We start from the raw sequence: 15,142 nt of genomic DNA, 5'->3' as shown, positions 1-15,142 counted from the left end.
CCTGTTGGCAAGGTTTGGCACTCGCCTTGCGGGGGAAGCATCCGATCTTAACACACTGTTCACGATTGGAACGCTCATGGCCGCTGTCGATACCGCTTTCGCCCCGTCCTTCCTGTCCCGCCTCGCTGCGCCGATCCGCAAGATGCAGCGCTCTGCCCTGCGCAAGCGGGGTCCGCTGGATGCGGCACTGGACGATTTCCTGGCCGAGGCCGCGCATCCTGGTGACAAGGTGCTCCAGCTGGGTCACAGCGGCGGCATTTCGGCGGCTTTCCTCGATCGCGGTGTGTATCTGAACCTCGTTGCCAGCTCCGGCGCGGCCGATCTGGTTGAGGCGATCTGCCAGCTGCGCGGATGTTCCTCAGCCCGTCTGCGCCTGTTTGAAAATGTCGGTAGCTCTGGCAATGTCGGCGAGGTTGACGCCGTCTGGCTGTCACGGACCAGCTCGCTGGCCGTTCTGGCCGCGCATTACCGCCATGCCGAACACCGCATCCGCACGGGCGGCTCGCTCTATCTCGACGGGCTGGACACCGAACACGGCAAGGCCCTGTTCAAGCAGATGCAGAATGACGAGGCTTGGCGTCTGGATGAAGTGATCTCCGGCGATGTTGCCGTCTTCCGCCGGGCGCTGGTTCTCGAAACCGTCTGAGGCCCGCAGCAAATAGCCGTTCCTGTCATCAAGCTGTGATCGAATGATTGTTGTCTCGCCACCGGTTCAGACCGGTGGCGGACATGACAGACCCCTACAATATTCTATTCCTCTGCACGGGCAATTCGGCTCGCTCCATCGTGGCCGAATGCCTGCTCAACCGGATGGGCGATGGCCGGTTCCGGGCGTATTCAGCCGGGTCCATGCCCGCGGGCAAGGTTCATCCACAAGCCCTGGCTCTGCTGAACAGTCTGGGTCATGAGACGGGCGCACTGCGCTCCAAAAGCTGGGATGAGTTCTCGGCGGATCGTGCGGACGCCCCGCAGATGCACTTCGTCTTTACCGTATGCGACCGCGCCGGCGCAGAAGTGTGTCCGGTCTGGCCGGGCCAGCCCGTCAACGCGCATTGGGGACTACCCGACCCGGCGGCCGCGACCGGCAGCGAAGCCGAAATCAGGCTGGCTTTCGCCGCCGCCTATCGTGCCCTGGAAAGACGGATTGAAGCCTTCATCAGCCTGCCCATCGAATCGCTGAACAGGCTGTCCCTGACATCACGCCTGAGAGAGATCGGCCAGCTCTAGTAAGGCGAGCCCGGCCGCTGTCCGGGGCGCTGCGGCGGTCCCTGTCGTTGTTCGCGGACCGGGATACGGGCGCGCTGCGGACGTTCCCGATCACTCTGGATCGCTTCTGCGCACTCTGCACTCGCCCGGCCCACAGGCAGCGGATCCGGAACAAAGCGGGTCGCCCGCGCCTCGGCCTCGGCCAGCTCCTCGGCTGTGACACCATCGCGGATGGCGATGATGGTTTCATCATCCATACGCGTCAGTCCCAGCGAGATTTCGCGAACATTATTGGTGTAGAGCAGGGCCCAGTAAGCGGCTTCCTGCGGATTGCCGATCTCGTGATAATGCCGGGCCAGCGCGGCTTGCGAAGCGCCCCAGCCGGCAAGCCCGGACCGGGTCAGATATTCCTCGCCGGTGGCGCGGTATTCATCGGCATCATCGCCACCCGCACGCGCCACTTCCAGCGCTGTCGTGCCGGCATAATACCAGGCCACTTCATAGCCGCTGCCGAACTGGGCCGCACAGATAAAGTAGTCGTGGGCCTCGGCATGATCGCCGCGCTCCAGCGCCTGCAGTCCGCGGCCATAGGCAGCGTCACCGCCGGCTCCGCCACGGAAGGTCGATTCATTGTTGTTCGAGGCGCAGGCCGACACAAGAGCCGCCAGCGCGAGAGCAAGAAGTGCGTGTTTCATGTCTCGCATATACACCCCACTGCCCGCCCGGGCGCAAGCCAAATGTCTTCACAGGCGAGTGCTGACCGGATGGCACGTCAGGGGGACAGGCCTTTTGCAAGAACCTTGAAGGGAAAGGGCGGGGATCGGGGAAGTCCTTTCCCTTGGCCATGCCACCCGGTCAGTGCCGGATTAACGCAGCTGCATCTCACAATCCGTCGCAAACAAGGTGTTTGACGCTGCCCGCCGGACCGCGCCATAACCGGTGAAATGCCTCACGATCACGCACACCATGATGCCGGCCCCGGGCGGCTGACACCGGGCGAGGCCCGCAAGATCACCGGCAAGGCCACCGCCCTGTCGGTGACCGTCGCCCTGATACTCGTTGTTGCCAAAATCGTGGCCTGGCTGATGTCGGGATCAGTGGCCATCCTGGCCTCGCTCGCCGACAGCGCACTCGACCTGGCCGCCTCGCTGATCACCTTTTTCGCCGTGCGATTTGCCGCCGAGCCCGCCGATGCCGAACATCGCTTCGGTCATGGCAAGGCCGAAGCCTTTGCCAGCTTTCTGCAGGCGCTTTTCGTCGCCCTGTCGGCAGGACTTCTGCTTCGCGAGGCCTATCAGCACATCATCGAACCGCGCGAAGTCACCAATGGCACGCTGGCTATTGGCGTGATGGTCCTGTCCATCGTGCTTACCGCCGGCCTGGTCTGGGTCCAGACCCGCGCCGTGAACCAGACCGGCTCTGTGGCCGTATCAGGCGACCGCGCGCATTACATGGCGGACCTCGCCTCCAATCTGGCCGTCATCGGCGGTGTTGCGGCCGCGGCCTTCTTCGCCCTGCCCATGGCCGACCCGATCGTCGGCGGCGGCGTGGCGATCTGGCTGTTCTGGTCCGCCTGGAACGTCGCCCGGGGCGCGCTCGACCATTTGCTCGACCGCGAACTGCCCGATGCCGAACGCCAGAAAATCATCGAGATCGCCCGCGATGATGATCAGGTCATCGATGTTCACCAGCTGCGCACCCGCGCCGCCGGCCCGCTAATCCACATCCAGATGCACATGGATCTCGACCCGAAGCTGACGCTCGAAGCCGCGCATGAAATCGTCGTCGCTGCCGAAAATCGCCTGCTGGAGAAATACCCGGCCGCCGACATCATCATCCACCCGGACCCGCACGGGAAAGCCGAGCCGCACGGGCTGGCCTTCTTCCAGTCGAAAGACGACCCCGAAGCGGTTGAAGGCGCTTAATTTCTGCCAAGAAACACAATAGCGTTTCCCGCCATGAGACGTCTTCACCACTGGCCGCTTGATCCCGCCTCCCGCGCCGCGCGTTTCGCGCTGGCGGAAAAGGGGCTGGATGTCGATCTGGAAGAGGCCAGGCCCTGGCTGCGCGCCGAGCCGCTTTTCAGGCTGAACCCGGCCGGCGGCCTGCCCGTGCTGGAAGATAATGGCGCGACCATTGCCGAGATCGGCCCGGTGCTGGAATATCTGGAAGACGCCTATCCCGGACAGCCGCTAATGCCGCGCGGTGCGGTCGAGCGCGCCGAGGTGCGCCGGCTGATCGGCTGGTTCGATGTGAAATACAATGGCGAGGTCAACGCCTATCTCCTGCACGAAAAGCTGGAAAAGCGCGCCCAGTCGCTCGGCGCCCCGGACCCGCAGGCCATCCGCGACGGCCGCGATCATCTGCGCTGGCATCTCGATTATCTCGCCGGCCTGCTGGACGAGCGCGACGGGCTGGCCGGCCCGCGCTTCACCCTCGCCGACATTATCGGCGCGGCGCATCTGTCCTGCGCGGACTATCTCGGTGATCTCCCCTTTGACGAGTTTCCGGCGGTGAAAACCTGGTATTCGCGGATCAAGTGCCGACCGGCCTTCCGCGGCCTGCTCGCCGACCGCTTGCCCGGCCTGCCCCCGGCAAAGCATTATGATGACCTGGACTTCTAGAAAATCTCCGGACGAGATCGCCACCGCCCTCGGCTTTGATGCCGTCCGGATTTGCCGTGCCGATGAGGCCTGGGCGGCGGCCGGGCGGCTGGAGGAATTCGTCGCGGCCGGGCGTCACGGCACGATGGGCTGGATGGAAGACACGCTGGAGCGGCGCAAGCAGCCCACAAACATGTGGCCAGAGGCGAACTCCGCGCTGGTGGTCGCCTTGAATTACGGGCCGGATAGCGATCCGCTCGAAGACCTCCAACACACCTCGACCGGCAATATCTCGGTCTATGCCCGCCATCGCGATTATCATGATGTGATGAAAGGCAAGCTGAAACAGCTGGCCCAGCGCTTCGCCCGCGAGACCGGCGCGGAGGTGAAGGTTTTCGTCGATACCGCGCCTTTGATGGAAAAGCCGCTGGCGGAAAAGGCCGGGCTGGGCTGGCAGGGCAAGCACACCAATCTGGTCAGCCGCGAGCATGGCTCCTGGCTCTTCCTCGGTGTGATGCTGACCAATGCGGAACTGGAGCCGGATACGCCGGGCCACGATCATTGCGGCGCCTGTACGGCCTGTATCGACATCTGCCCGACCAGCGCCTTCCCCGCGCCCTATCAGCTCGATGCGCGGCGCTGCATCTCCTATCTCACCATCGAACATGCCGGCCCGATCCCGGAAGAATTCCGCAAGCCGATGGGCAACCGCATCTATGGCTGCGATGACTGTCTGGCCGTGTGTCCATGGAACAAGTTCGCGAAATCCGCGTCCGAGGCCAAGCTGGTGGCGCGCGAGGATCTGAAACGCCCGCCGCTCGCCGATCTGCTCGCGCTCGACGATAAAGCGTTCCGCGCGCTGTTTTCCGGCTCTCCCGTCAAGCGCATCGGCCGCAATCGCTTCATCCGCAACTGCCTGATCGCGGCGGGGAATTCGGGAGATGCCGGACTCTTGCCGCTGGTGGAGGGCTTGCGTTCGGACCCTGATCCGGTGGTGGCTGAGGCAGCGGATTGGGCCGCGGGGGAGCTGAATTAATCGTCAGCCCTGCTTTCGCAGGGATGACGGCTGTGAAAGTGCTAAAGAATGCGCAATACACTTTCCGGCGGGCGGCCCAGAGCCGCCTTGTCACCCTTGATGACCACCGGGCGCTCGATCAGCTTCGGATTGTCGATCATGGCGGCGATCAGCTTGTCCTCATCGCTCTCATCCTTGAGTCCCAGCGCGCGATAATCGGCCTCCTTGGTGCGCATCCAGTCGCGCACCGAGGCAAAGCCCAGCTTCTTCAACACCGCTTTCATCTCGGCCACGTCCGGCACATCGCTCAGATATTCGCGCACCTCGGGGGCATAGCCATTCTCCTGCAGGAGCTTCAGCGTCTCGCGGGATTTCGTGCAACGCGGATTGTGCCAGATCACAAGGCTCATTCGATTAGTCCTCACTCAGTTTCAGAAGGGCTTCTGCCTCGGCGAGGTGAAGCCGTTCGGCCATCCGGCCCTCAAAGGGAATGGCGCCCTTGCCGGCATTCTCCGGAAGGGCAAAAGCCGCCACCAGCCGGCGCGCCGCATCGATCTCGTCATTCAACGGACCGAAGGCCTTATTGGCGGCTTGAACCTGCGAAGGATGGATCAGCGACTTGCCGGCAAAGCCCAGCGCGCGGCCCTCAGATGCCTCGGCGGCAAAGCCGTGCGCATCCTGGTAGGCGTTGAAGACGCCATCCAGCGGAGTCAGCCCGTAAGCGCGTCCCGCTGCCACGATCTGCGCCAGGTGCGGTGTCATCGCCCCCCGGCCCATAGCCTTCAATTCCTTCGAGAGATCATTCGTCCCGGCGATCACGCCGGAAAGATTTAGCGCACCCGCCGCCTCGCCGATCTCGCGCAGATGGAACAAGGCCAGCGGGGTCTCGATCATCGCCCAGAGCGGCGGACCATCCGGCATCAATGCGCGGGCGGCCTCGATGTCGGCCACGCCTTCCACCTTGGGCATGACAATCGCATCGGCGCCCATTGCTGCGGCGATATCGTCCGCCTCCAGCCCCGTCCCGATGGCATTGACGCGAATCGCCCGCACCGCGCCGCAGCCGGCCCATTGGGCCAGCGCGTCGGACACACGGCCGCGCGCATCGGCTTTCTCGTCCGGCCCGGCCGCATCCTCCAGATCGAGGATCAGCATGTCCGCGCCGAGCCCCGCCGCCTTTTCAATGGCACGCGGACGCGATCCCGGTACGAAGAGGGCGGAGCGGATGGGTCGAATCGGGCTTGGGCTCGTCATCAACGCGCCTATAACATGACCGCATGAAGCGCGTCCTGATTCTCTCCTCGCATGTTGCAGCCAGCCGGGTCGGCGGCCGCGTCAGCGTCACCGCGATGGAGGCGCGCGGCATCGAAACCGTTTTCGTGCCGACCATCCTGCTGGGCCGCCATCCCGGCCATGGCACACCGGGCGGCGGGCCGGTGCCGGATGAACAGTTCGGCGCCATGCTGGAAGGTGTCGCGGCGCAAGGCCTGTTTGCACAATTCGACGGCGTGCTGACCGGCTATTTCGCCAGCGCCGGGCAGGTGGAGATCGCCGCCGCCGCCATTGAGGAAATCCGCAAGGCGTCACCCAATCCGCTGATCGTCGCCGATCCGATCATCGGCGATGACGGCAAGCTCTATGTCGGAGAAGAGGTGGCGGCCGCTATCCGTGATCATCTGGTGCCGCTGGCGGATATGATCACGCCTAACGCGTTCGAGCTGGGCTGGTTGAGTGGCAACGATGTCACGACGCTCGCAGGGTTCATGGCGGCCGCGCAAGAACTGTCTCCGGTCACCTTCATGACATCGGCCCAATTCGGGGAGGATTTCGGCACCGCCTATCATTCCGGCGGTACCGCCATTCTTGCCCGGCACGCGAAGCTCGACCATTTGCCCAACGGGACGGGGGATCTTCTGACAGCCGAACTGATGGCCGCGCTGGTGTCCGGGTCCGATCCCGGCAGCGCCTTCGAACTGGCCATGGTCCGCACGCTGGATACTGCGCTCAAGGCGCGCCTGGTTGAGAGCGCGGAACTGCCCGACATTCTCGCCCGCCAGACCGCGCCCCATCCTGATGCGATGATTGATTTTCTGCCGCTGAACGCCTAGCTCCCCGCCCATGACCGACACCCCTGACATCAAGGGCCATACCGCGCCCGGATTTGAACCTGTTGCCGATATGTTTGCCTCCCTCTGGGACGGCACGGACGAGATCGGCGCCGCATTTGCCATCGAAATCGGAGGCGAGCGGGTCGTTGATCTTCATGCCGGCTGGACATCCATCAAGCGGGAGACGGAATGGGCCAACAACACGCTGGTGCCCGTCTTCTCCGCCAGCAAGCCGATCACGGCGATCACCATGGGCTGGCTGAAGGATCGGGGGCATTTCGGCTTCAGCGATAATGTCGCCAGCTACTGGCCGGAGTTTGCCCGGAACGGCAAGGCGGACATCAGCATCGCCCAGGCCCTGTCCTATCAGGGCGGACTGTGCGGCCTGTCCGAACCGGGCGAGGCCACGGACTGGTTCGATCGCCAGCTCATCGAAGCCAAGCTGGCCGCCCAGGCGCCGCTGTGGACGCCGGGCAACGGCTCCGGGTATCACCCGATCACGGCGGGCTTCATTGCCGATGCCATTGCCCGCCGGACGGATGGCCGCACAATCGGTCAGATTCTCAAGGACGAGATCGCCGGTCCGCGCGGTATCGACTTCTTTGTCGGCACACCGGAAAGCGAACATGCGCGGGTCGCAGAGCACCGCCTGCCGTCTCAGCCTCCCCATCTCGGGGAAATCAACGAATTCAATACACTGGCCTTCCTCAAGCCCTGGTCGACACCGGGCCGCCGGGGCACGACAGAATGGCGCAAGGCCGAGTTTCCGGCCGCCAACGGCCATTCCAATGCCGCAGCACTGGCGACCCTGATGGGGGTCTTCGCCAATGAAGGGCGTTTGCAGGGCGAAACCCTGCTTCAGCCAGGGACGGTCGGGGAATTGATGACCGAGCAGGTGGCCCGCCAGGACCGCGTCCTGCCCTTCGATCTGTCCTTCGGGATCAGTGTCATCCGCAACCGCACATCAGGTCATTTCGGGCCGGAACCGCTGGCCGTTGGTCAATATGGAATGGGCGGATCCTGTGGCTTTGCTGATCCGGAACGTCATATCTCGGGCAGTTTCACACCCAATCGGCTGGGCCGGTTTCTCGCCGGTGATCCCCGCGCCGTGTCGCTGATCAATGCGGTCTACGGGTGTTTGTGAGGCCTTCTTCGAGGCTCGCTTACGCGAGCACCTCAGAGTGAGGTGCTTGGTTGGCAGGCGCAGCCTGCCCAAAGCGCGACTGCGCGTCCGCAGCGAAGCGAGGAGTGAAGGCCCGGATGGGCCTGAACATCAAATAGAACAGGTTCACCCGAACCGCCGGACCGCCCATTCCTCGATATAGGCGGCCAGCTCGTCCGGCTTTTCCCACATCGTCCAGTGGCCACAGCCCTCCAGGACGTGCTTTTCCAGATCCGAACACAGGGCGGGCATCCATTGCATCAGCATGGGGGGCAGCATGAAATCAGCGTCCGCCCCGATCATCAGGCAGGGCATGGACAGGCGGTGGTCCACTCCGCCCATGCGTTCCCAGTTGCGGTCGAAATTGCGGTAGACATGGGTAGGCGTCACGGCGCCGGTCTTCGCATAGGCTTCGGCATAGACTGCGCGGTCTTTCGGCCCGACAATCAGATCTGTCTCGGCGCGGCCGGGATGCTTCTTGAAATTCTTGATGATGTGAGTGACGCCGGGAAACAGCGTGTCGAGCAATTCCGGCGGTGGGGGCGGCGCGAAGATATAGTTGAAGAAGGCCGCCTCCTGGCCTTCAAAGGCTTCTCGCACCGTCTCGGGATCCTGGAATTGCAGGATATAATGATCCTCACCGCCCATCGCCATGAAGGCTTCCGACGGCGGGGTGGACGGCCGCGGCAGGTGCGGCGTGTTCACGCCAATCGCGCCCATGAAACGTTCCGGCACCAGACAGGCGGCCTGCCACATGATGATGCCACCCCAATCATGCCCGCACCAGACGGCCTTCTCGATGCCCAGCGTATCGAGCAGGCCGGTGAGGTCGGCCGTCATCTCGTCAATGCCGTAGGCCTTCACATCCTCCGGCGCATCACTGTCACCAAACCCTTTCAGGTCCGGCGCGATGACCCGGAAACCGGCCTTCACCATGTGATCCCAGATCGGCTTCCAGGAATAGGACAGCTCCGGCCAGCCATGGATCAGCAAAAGCGGGATGCCGTCCTCGGGTCCGCCCAGGCGCACGGCCAGCTCGATATCATGGGATTTGAGGCGGACAGGATCGGGAAGTGTCATGCGGGCAGGGCCTTTCTGCGGCGGATCATGGAGACAGCAAAGCACGCCAGACCCGCCCAGATAAAGCCGAATGTGATGGCATGGCCCGGCGAGAACGGTTCGCCATAGGCGACACCGACCGCAAACTGCAGGCTGGGGGCGATGAATTGCAGAAGCCCGACAGTGGCGAAATGCAGGCCGCGCGCTCCGATGATGAACAGCAGCAGTGGCGCTACCGTCATCGGACCGGAGAGGATCAGCAGCGAGGCTTGCAGCGGCCCGTCGAAGAAATGCCCCTCCGGCGAGGTCTCGATGAAGGACAGCGCAATGATGGACGGCAGGAAGATGACCAGCGTCTCGATGAACAGGCCGACCCGGCCGTCCGCCGCGATCGTCTTGCGGATATAGGCGTAGATGGTGAACGACCCGGCCAGCGCCAGCGCGATCAGCGGCAGTGTGCCAACGGTCAGGATCTGGTTGATGACACCGATCGCGGCCAGCGCAATGGCCGCCGCCCGCCACCAGCCGAAATCCTCGCGGAAAACGATGATCCCCACCGCCACATTGACCAGCGGGTTGATGTAATAGCCCAGCGAAACTTCCAGAACGCGGTCTGCATTGACGGCAAAGATGAAGAGCCACCAGTTCGCCGCGATCAGCATGGCGGACAGGACCAGAAGGCCCAGCGTCTTTGGACGTGTCAGGACGGAAACGACCTGAGTCCAGCTGCGCGCCAACCAGATGAAAATGGCCAGGGTCGGCACCGACCAGACGGCCCGGTGCAGGACAATCTCCGAGGCCGAGGCAAAGCCCAGCAGCTTGTAGAAGATCGGCGACAGCCCCCAGATCGTGTAGGACGCCACGGCGGCGAGGCCGGCCCGAGCCGGGGATGTGGCAGATGTCGTCATGGCGGACCGTCTCCAGGAAGAGACGGTCATTTAGTTAGCGCGGCGCCCGGGCGCGACCCGATATTTGCAGCGCGCCCTTCACGATTGCATGCGCTCTGTTTCAGCGGTGAATTCTAACCAATCAGGCCGCGATTGTTCAGCGCTTCGGCGATCTGCACCGCATTGAGCGCCGCGCCCTTGCGCAGATTATCGGAGACGATCCACATCGACAGGCCGTGCTCGACGCTGGCATCCTCGCGCACGCGGGACACAAAGACTGCGAACTCGCCAACGCTTTCTACCGGAGTGACGAAGCCGTCATCCTCGCGATTGTCGACCAGCATCAGACCCGGCGACTCGCGGAGCAGATCGCGCGCTTCCTTGGCGGAAATCGGGTTTTCGAACTCGACATGCGCCGAGACGCCATGACCGACAAAGACCGGAACGCGCACACAGGTCGCTGCGATACGGACATCCGGGTCGAGGATTTTCTGGGTTTCCTCGACGATCTTCTGCTCTTCAGACGTGATGCCACCTTTCAGGAGATCGCCGATGCGCGGGATCACATTGAAGGCGATCTGCTTGGAAAATTCGTTCTTCTCGACCGGATCGTTGACGAAGATACCGCGCGTCTGGGTCCACAATTCGTCCATGGCGGCGCTGCCGGCCCCGGAGACCGATTGATAGGTCGAAATCGCGGCGCGCCTGATCCTCGCCTTGTCATGCAGGGGTTTGAACGCCACCAGCATCTGGATGGCCGCGCAATTGGGGTTGGCGACGATGCGTTTGGACGCCGCACCGTCCAGCGCCTCGGGGTTCACTTCGGGCACGACGAGCGGCACGTCCGGATCCATCCGCCAGGCCGAGGAATTGTCGACCACCATGGCACCGGCGGCAGCAATCTTCGGCGCCCATTCGCGCGAAGCCTCGGCACCCGCCGACATCAGCACCAGATCAACCTTGGAATAGTCAAAGGTTTCGGCATCCCTGATCTTCAGATCACGGTCGCCATAGGAAACCTCCACGCCCAGCGATTTGCGGGTCGCCAGCGCATGCATCTCGTCTGCCGGAAACAGGCGCTCATCCAGAATAGTCAGCATTTCCTTGCCGACCGCGCCCGTAGCGCCGAAGACCGCGACTTTCAAACCCATGGGAATGTCCTTCCTGACAATCTGACGCGCATATAGGGAGCGGCAGGCGGTAACGTCCAGCCCCGCAAACGCCTTGCCCTGATATCAGCTGTCCCCGCCGGGTTCGTCATCGGGCCGGGACCGGGCCTGCGACAGGCGCCAAAGCGCAAAGCCGGCATAAGCCACGATCGCCAGTATGATCGCAATCTCCAGGATAGAGCCGCCAAACAGAACCGGCCGGGTGATCCCTTCCAGGCTGGCGAATTGTTGCACCCAGCTGCCTTCCATGCGTTCGGCATCAAAGCCGACGAAGACGGCGAGCGCGATCAGAATGACCGCGACCAGCCCCGCCAGACGCATCATCGCGGCCGGATTGATCAGATCGCGCGACTGCCGCGCCTTGCGGTCGCGGGCCCGGTAGGTGCGTTCGAGAAATCCCCTGCGGCGGTTCATTCAACCATCCCTTTTGCGGTCACATTTTCTCTCATTGCGTGAATCCGTGTTTTCAGGCATATAGCACGGGCACGGGCGGCCTGTTCAGGCCCGGCGGAAATACAAGACTGTTTTATTTGCATACCTGAGCCATCAGGCACGTAAGACTTCCGACTTTCCCCGATACTGCAAGTGCGCTGTTCCGACAGGACGCTGACGGAACCCTTTGCGAATGTCGCGGACGCGCGGCGCTTCGAGGAAGGTCCTCTATCATGGCCACAGGTACGGTCAAATTTTTCAATCATTCCAAAGGCTTCGGCTTCATCACCCCGGACGAGGGTGGCTCGGACGTGTTCGTTCACATCTCTGCCGTCAACGCTTCGGGCCTGCCGGGTCTGGAAGATGGCCAGAAGGTCACCTTCGACACCGAGCCGGACAAGCGCGGCAAGGGTCCGAAGGCTGTGAACCTGCAATACGCAGAGTAATCACGGACTACCGTCTCTGACGAGGACACGGCCGCCGGGAAACCGGCGGCCGTTTTCTTTTGCCTACATCTCGTCGCGCACCCGCAGAGCGGTCACCGGGAAATCGGTGAAGACGGCATCAACGCCCAGCGCATAGAGCGCGCGCAGCTCATCCTCGACAGTTTCGCCCACCAGCGGCTCGCGGTCATCGCGCACCGTCCAGACATGCACTTCCAGTCCCAGCGCATGGGCCTGTTCCAGAAGCCCGGTCGACGTCCCGTCCGGGTTCAGCAAGAGCGCCTTATTGGCGCCCAGCCCGTCGGCAAACTGGGCCACGGCCTCCAGCGTGTAGCCACTCATATTGCCGTCTTCCTCGTCCGGCGAGGAATAGAGCATGGCCAGACGCACCGGCGCGACGGCATTCATCCGTACCAGGAAACCGGCATCGAAGGACTGGATCACCACCGGCGCATCCTCGGCATAGAGCCCATGATCAAGCAGGGCCTGGTTCAGCAGCGGCAATGGGTCGAGATTGGCAGCGGCAAACTCGGCAGGATGCTTCACTTCCGGCTCGATGCCGATGACACAGCCACACTCCGCCTCGAACTGATTGACCAGGGTCAGGATTTCCTCAAAGGTCGGGATCAGGAACTGCCCGTCATAGGACGGATCGCGCCCTTCCTGGGGCTGCACCGCCCGCAGCGAGCGCAATTCCTCGGCGGTGAAATCGAACACCCACCAGTCATCACGGCCGAACATCTCCCGCCGCCGCGCCGCAAATTCAGTATGGCTGGCGACATCCGTCGTGGTCGACAGATAGGCATCGTGCCGGGCGACCAGCACCCCGTCAGAGGTGACCACCAGATCCGGCTCGATCACATCAGCGCCTTGCTCCATGGCCAGCGTGTAGGCTTCCAGCGTGTGCTCGGGCAGCTCGCCGCTGGCACCGCGGTGGGCAATCACCAGCGGAGCCTCACCCGACAGCGTGTTCCAGTTCCCCTGCGGCGAAGCGGAACAGGCCGCAAGGCCCAGACCGATCATGACAAGCCAGCGTTTCATCGAAGCCCTCCCCAATTCCTTTCCGGCACGCTAGCCTGACTTTGTAACGAATGGGAGACGGTGATGAGCAGTGCGACCAGGTTTGATGTTCTGGCCAAGGCGGCCGGGCGCTATGGCGATGCCAGCCTCGACAATTACGCGCTTGTCCGGTCTCTGGCCGAACGCGTTGCCACGGGGTTCTGTCGTTATCTCGGAGATGACAGGAAATGCGTCTATCTGGTGCCGCCGGAAGGGCCGTTTACTCCCGTCGATCATGGCTCGGGTGCCTTCTCGGTCTCCGGCCAGGGCTTCTTGCCGTTGGGGCCGATCCGCTTCGGACTGGCGGTGCGCGTATCCGATGGCGGAGACTGGATACGTGTGGTGATTTCAGCCGAGAAGGAAGGCCCCGATCTCGACGTTTCCATCATTGGCGGACGCGATTTCTCCTTCCGCCTTCCGGTCGAGGAAGCCCGGCTGACCGAATTCCACGACGTGCTGTTCGAATATCTGACCGACTGGTTCAATGATCGCGCCGACCATTATGCCAATGGCAGTTATGGCGGCGGCGAGATGGGCTTCGAATTCATCCATTCGGATGAAGGCGACGTCTAGTCGTTCATCGCCTCGAACATCTCGGCGGCCGCATCCAGACCGGCAAATTGCGACTGGAACCAGCCAACCGCATCGCCAAATTCCGGCGGTTGCAGGCCGAATGCGCTGGCGGCCGCCAGGCCGGCCGAAGCCGTGGCACCGAGAACAGCGGTCGAAACCGCCCGGCGGCGCATGGCAAAACCGCCGACATGACGAAGAATGGAAAACAGCCAGCGTGCACCGAAAATGCGGACCACACTGCCCATGATGAGGGCGGAACCGGCGGACACCGCCACCAGGTCGAGTTCTGCGGGTATCAAATTCATGTCAGGCCTCCCCTGTGTTGCAGGGGAAGAGAACACAAACCCGCTTGAGCAAAGACTGAAGCCCGCACTCACCGGGCATTCATCTTCGTGCAGACGGTCAGCCCGTGCAGTAGGGCCAGTTCGGATCGCTGGGCCCGTTGCCTTCACAGGTCGATGGCCGCCCCTCATACGGCGTGATGCAGCCCGACAGGGCCAGAGCGCCCGCAATCGCCAGCACCAGTACGCTTAAACGCTTTACCATGACATCCCCTCCGGCTCCGATACAGGGAACCGGTTATGACCTTGGCGCAGGTCAGGAAACTTGGCAACTGGCGCTCCTCCTCCCGTTAGGGATGTGCTAGACAGGGCAGGCCTTTGGGGAGGGGAAACATGGACGCCAGCTTCATTGATCAGGTCAGCGCGGGTCTGACCAGCACGTCCGCCTATTATGTCTATAGCTGGATGGTTCTGGCCGGCGTGCTGATGGTCTCGCTGGTCTCCGCCCGCTTTTTGCTGCGGATTGCCCGGACTTTCAGCGAAGCTGACGTGCTGCGACGCTTTCCCGGCCCGCCACCGGTCCGCTCGGAAGCCGTAGACCGCCGGATTGCGGAACTCCGGCGCCATGCCGACCGGGCCGCGGCAAGCGTTGCCATGCGCGCGATCGGATTGATCATTGTCGGCCTGATTGTTCCCGGAGCGGTGATCGCAACCCTCGTCCTTCATCAGGACTGGTTCCTGCCGGGCCCGTCAGCCCTCGCTACGAACGGAATGGCCCTTCCTGTCGAGGAACTCGGCTATGCCGATCTCGGCATATTCCTCGCTGATCAGGCGCTTCGCGGCGGGCTGGCCGACAGTTTTGAAGTCTTCGGCCTCGGCTTCTCACCAATCGAGAACAATCCGGGCAATCTGACATATTCCGGAATCATTCTCGGTTACCGCATTCTGGCGGGAGCCGTCATGCTGGCCATTCTGTATCTGATGATGCGGGTGATGATCGGGCGCCGGCATGTCCATCAGGCCATTCAGCGCCTCGAAGGATCCCAGTCAGCGCCCGGAAACTGACCCGTTTACCGGCTGGCTGCGACAAGCCGTCTTCGCCACATTCACGCCGCCTTAACGCCGTCAGGCGATCAAGCTTGTCT

The 15,142-nt window shown here is 63.0% G+C and carries 20 protein-coding genes; 10 read left to right on the top strand and 10 right to left on the bottom strand.

Going from position 1 to position 15,142, the window contains the following annotated elements:
• Positions 1 to 76: 76 nt before the first annotated feature.
• On the top strand, positions 77 to 646 hold the full coding sequence (locus V0U79_RS13155; RefSeq protein WP_330199970.1) for a hypothetical protein: 570 nt from the start codon (positions 77 to 79) through the stop codon (positions 644 to 646).
• An 83-nt stretch (positions 647 to 729) separates the two neighbouring features.
• On the top strand, positions 730 to 1,227 hold the full coding sequence (locus tag V0U79_RS13150) for an arsenate reductase ArsC (RefSeq protein WP_330199969.1): 498 nt from the start codon (positions 730 to 732) through the stop codon (positions 1,225 to 1,227).
• On the opposite strand, the gene V0U79_RS13145 is transcribed toward V0U79_RS13150, so the two are convergent.
• Positions 1,224 to 1,901, bottom strand: coding sequence for a hypothetical protein (locus tag V0U79_RS13145; protein ID WP_330199968.1), 678 nt, complete (start codon positions 1,899 to 1,901; stop codon positions 1,224 to 1,226). The genes V0U79_RS13150 and V0U79_RS13145 overlap by 4 nt on opposite strands.
• A gap of 249 nt (positions 1,902 to 2,150) precedes the next feature.
• On the opposite strand from V0U79_RS13145, the gene V0U79_RS13140 reads away from it, so the two are divergent.
• Genes V0U79_RS13140 through queG form a run of 3 tightly spaced genes read left to right on the top strand, consistent with a single transcriptional unit; the run spans position 2,151 to position 4,845 of the window.
• Positions 2,151 to 3,131 carry a cation diffusion facilitator family transporter gene (locus V0U79_RS13140; RefSeq protein WP_330199967.1) on the top strand — a complete coding sequence of 327 codons (981 nt, stop codon included), beginning with the start codon at positions 2,151 to 2,153 and terminating at the stop codon, positions 3,129 to 3,131.
• Positions 3,132 to 3,164: 33 nt separating this feature from the next.
• Positions 3,165 to 3,830: an FtsZ-binding protein FzlA gene (gene fzlA / locus V0U79_RS13135; protein WP_330199966.1), complete on the top strand. Its 666-nt coding sequence runs from the start codon at positions 3,165 to 3,167 to the stop codon at positions 3,828 to 3,830.
• Positions 3,811 to 4,845, top strand: coding sequence for a tRNA epoxyqueuosine(34) reductase QueG (gene queG, locus V0U79_RS13130; RefSeq protein ID WP_330199965.1), 1,035 nt, complete (start codon positions 3,811 to 3,813; stop codon positions 4,843 to 4,845). Before fzlA ends, queG begins: the two co-directional genes overlap by 20 nt.
• Before the next feature lie 41 nt (positions 4,846 to 4,886).
• Here queG and arsC read toward each other — a convergent pair whose 3' ends face one another.
• Positions 4,887 to 5,234: an arsenate reductase (glutaredoxin) gene (gene arsC, locus V0U79_RS13125; protein ID WP_330199964.1), complete on the bottom strand. Its 348-nt coding sequence runs from the start codon at positions 5,232 to 5,234 to the stop codon at positions 4,887 to 4,889.
• Positions 5,235 to 5,238: 4 nt separating this feature from the next.
• A complete protein-coding gene (locus tag V0U79_RS13120; protein ID WP_330199963.1) occupies positions 5,239 to 6,078 on the bottom strand; it encodes an HpcH/HpaI aldolase/citrate lyase family protein in 840 nt (279 codons plus the stop codon).
• A 23-nt stretch (positions 6,079 to 6,101) separates the two neighbouring features.
• On the opposite strand from V0U79_RS13120, the gene V0U79_RS13115 reads away from it, so the two are divergent.
• Together V0U79_RS13115 and V0U79_RS13110 are read left to right on the top strand one after the other, a co-directional pair.
• The gene (locus V0U79_RS13115; protein WP_330199962.1) at positions 6,102 to 6,932 is read left to right on the top strand and encodes a bifunctional hydroxymethylpyrimidine kinase/phosphomethylpyrimidine kinase; all 831 of its coding nucleotides are present in this window, start codon (positions 6,102 to 6,104) and stop codon (positions 6,930 to 6,932) included.
• Between the two features lie 10 nt (positions 6,933 to 6,942).
• On the top strand, positions 6,943 to 8,076 hold the full coding sequence (locus tag V0U79_RS13110) for a serine hydrolase domain-containing protein (protein WP_330199961.1): 1,134 nt from the start codon (positions 6,943 to 6,945) through the stop codon (positions 8,074 to 8,076).
• Positions 8,077 to 8,220: 144 nt separating this feature from the next.
• On the opposite strand, the gene V0U79_RS13105 is transcribed toward V0U79_RS13110, so the two are convergent.
• From V0U79_RS13105 to V0U79_RS13090, 4 genes are all read right to left on the bottom strand, one after another.
• Positions 8,221 to 9,174, bottom strand: a complete 954-nt coding sequence (locus V0U79_RS13105; RefSeq protein WP_330199960.1) for an alpha/beta fold hydrolase — start codon at positions 9,172 to 9,174, stop codon at positions 8,221 to 8,223.
• Complete coding sequence (gene rarD / locus V0U79_RS13100) at positions 9,171 to 10,061, bottom strand: EamA family transporter RarD (protein WP_330199959.1); 891 nt, start codon at positions 10,059 to 10,061, stop codon at positions 9,171 to 9,173. The genes V0U79_RS13105 and rarD overlap by 4 nt, the downstream gene beginning before the upstream one ends.
• A 113-nt stretch (positions 10,062 to 10,174) precedes the next feature.
• Entirely contained in the window at positions 10,175 to 11,191 is a 1,017-nt protein-coding gene (locus V0U79_RS13095; protein WP_330199958.1) for an aspartate-semialdehyde dehydrogenase, read from the bottom strand.
• 84 nt (positions 11,192 to 11,275) lie between these two features.
• Complete coding sequence (locus tag V0U79_RS13090) at positions 11,276 to 11,623, bottom strand: hypothetical protein (protein WP_330199957.1); 348 nt, start codon at positions 11,621 to 11,623, stop codon at positions 11,276 to 11,278.
• Positions 11,624 to 11,871: 248 nt separating this feature from the next.
• Between V0U79_RS13090 and V0U79_RS13085 the strand changes: the two genes are divergently transcribed.
• On the top strand, positions 11,872 to 12,087 hold the full coding sequence (locus V0U79_RS13085; protein ID WP_373696478.1) for a cold-shock protein: 216 nt from the start codon (positions 11,872 to 11,874) through the stop codon (positions 12,085 to 12,087).
• A gap of 63 nt (positions 12,088 to 12,150) precedes the next feature.
• Here the strand turns inward: V0U79_RS13085 and V0U79_RS13080 are convergent, their stop codons facing one another.
• Positions 12,151 to 13,125, bottom strand: coding sequence for a glycerophosphodiester phosphodiesterase family protein (locus V0U79_RS13080; RefSeq protein ID WP_330199955.1), 975 nt, complete (start codon positions 13,123 to 13,125; stop codon positions 12,151 to 12,153).
• Between the two features lie 63 nt (positions 13,126 to 13,188).
• Between V0U79_RS13080 and V0U79_RS13075 the strand changes: the two genes are divergently transcribed.
• Positions 13,189 to 13,716, top strand: coding sequence for a hypothetical protein (locus tag V0U79_RS13075; RefSeq protein ID WP_330199954.1), 528 nt, complete (start codon positions 13,189 to 13,191; stop codon positions 13,714 to 13,716).
• Here V0U79_RS13075 and V0U79_RS13070 read toward each other — a convergent pair.
• Together V0U79_RS13070 and V0U79_RS13065 are read right to left on the bottom strand one after the other, a co-directional pair.
• Positions 13,713 to 14,021, bottom strand: coding sequence for a hypothetical protein (locus tag V0U79_RS13070; protein ID WP_330199953.1), 309 nt, complete (start codon positions 14,019 to 14,021; stop codon positions 13,713 to 13,715). The genes V0U79_RS13075 and V0U79_RS13070 overlap by 4 nt on opposite strands.
• Positions 14,022 to 14,118: 97 nt before the next feature.
• The gene (locus V0U79_RS13065; RefSeq protein ID WP_330199952.1) at positions 14,119 to 14,262 is read right to left on the bottom strand and encodes a hypothetical protein; all 144 of its coding nucleotides are present in this window, start codon (positions 14,260 to 14,262) and stop codon (positions 14,119 to 14,121) included.
• Positions 14,263 to 14,390: 128 nt separating this feature from the next.
• Here V0U79_RS13065 and V0U79_RS13060 point away from each other — a divergent pair, with 128 nt between their 5' ends.
• Positions 14,391 to 15,062: a hypothetical protein gene (locus tag V0U79_RS13060; RefSeq protein ID WP_330199951.1), complete on the top strand. Its 672-nt coding sequence runs from the start codon at positions 14,391 to 14,393 to the stop codon at positions 15,060 to 15,062.
• Positions 15,063 to 15,142: the final 80 nt, after the last annotated feature.

This window comes from Hyphobacterium lacteum (assembly GCF_036330345.1).
In the GTDB taxonomy this organism is placed as follows: Bacteria; Pseudomonadota; Alphaproteobacteria; order Caulobacterales; family Maricaulaceae; genus Hyphobacterium; species Hyphobacterium lacteum.
Note: the sequence above shows the minus strand (reverse complement) of the source record. Positions and strands in the feature narration are given on the sequence as shown.

Coding starts and splice junctions, on each gene's coding strand:
- V0U79_RS13060 (WP_330199951.1), top strand. CDS start 14,391: ATGGACGCCAGCTTCATTGATCAGGTCAGCGCGGGTCTGACCAGCACG.
- V0U79_RS13115 (WP_330199962.1), top strand. CDS start 6,102: ATGAAGCGCGTCCTGATTCTCTCCTCGCATGTTGCAGCCAGCCGGGTC.
- fzlA (WP_330199966.1), top strand. CDS start 3,165: ATGAGACGTCTTCACCACTGGCCGCTTGATCCCGCCTCCCGCGCCGCG.
- V0U79_RS13065 (WP_330199952.1), bottom strand. CDS start 14,262: ATGGTAAAGCGTTTAAGCGTACTGGTGCTGGCGATTGCGGGCGCTCTG.
- rarD (WP_330199959.1), bottom strand. CDS start 10,061: ATGACGACATCTGCCACATCCCCGGCTCGGGCCGGCCTCGCCGCCGTG.
- V0U79_RS13110 (WP_330199961.1), top strand. CDS start 6,943: ATGACCGACACCCCTGACATCAAGGGCCATACCGCGCCCGGATTTGAA.
- V0U79_RS13090 (WP_330199957.1), bottom strand. CDS start 11,623: ATGAACCGCCGCAGGGGATTTCTCGAACGCACCTACCGGGCCCGCGAC.
- queG (WP_330199965.1), top strand. CDS start 3,811: ATGATGACCTGGACTTCTAGAAAATCTCCGGACGAGATCGCCACCGCC.
- V0U79_RS13140 (WP_330199967.1), top strand. CDS start 2,151: ATGCCTCACGATCACGCACACCATGATGCCGGCCCCGGGCGGCTGACA.
- V0U79_RS13145 (WP_330199968.1), bottom strand. CDS start 1,901: ATGAAACACGCACTTCTTGCTCTCGCGCTGGCGGCTCTTGTGTCGGCC.
- V0U79_RS13070 (WP_330199953.1), bottom strand. CDS start 14,021: ATGAATTTGATACCCGCAGAACTCGACCTGGTGGCGGTGTCCGCCGGT.
- arsC (WP_330199964.1), bottom strand. CDS start 5,234: ATGAGCCTTGTGATCTGGCACAATCCGCGTTGCACGAAATCCCGCGAG.
- V0U79_RS13080 (WP_330199955.1), bottom strand. CDS start 13,125: ATGAAACGCTGGCTTGTCATGATCGGTCTGGGCCTTGCGGCCTGTTCC.
- V0U79_RS13155 (WP_330199970.1), top strand. CDS start 77: ATGGCCGCTGTCGATACCGCTTTCGCCCCGTCCTTCCTGTCCCGCCTC.
- V0U79_RS13075 (WP_330199954.1), top strand. CDS start 13,189: ATGAGCAGTGCGACCAGGTTTGATGTTCTGGCCAAGGCGGCCGGGCGC.
- V0U79_RS13105 (WP_330199960.1), bottom strand. CDS start 9,174: ATGACACTTCCCGATCCTGTCCGCCTCAAATCCCATGATATCGAGCTG.
- V0U79_RS13095 (WP_330199958.1), bottom strand. CDS start 11,191: ATGGGTTTGAAAGTCGCGGTCTTCGGCGCTACGGGCGCGGTCGGCAAG.
- V0U79_RS13120 (WP_330199963.1), bottom strand. CDS start 6,078: ATGACGAGCCCAAGCCCGATTCGACCCATCCGCTCCGCCCTCTTCGTA.
- V0U79_RS13150 (WP_330199969.1), top strand. CDS start 730: ATGACAGACCCCTACAATATTCTATTCCTCTGCACGGGCAATTCGGCT.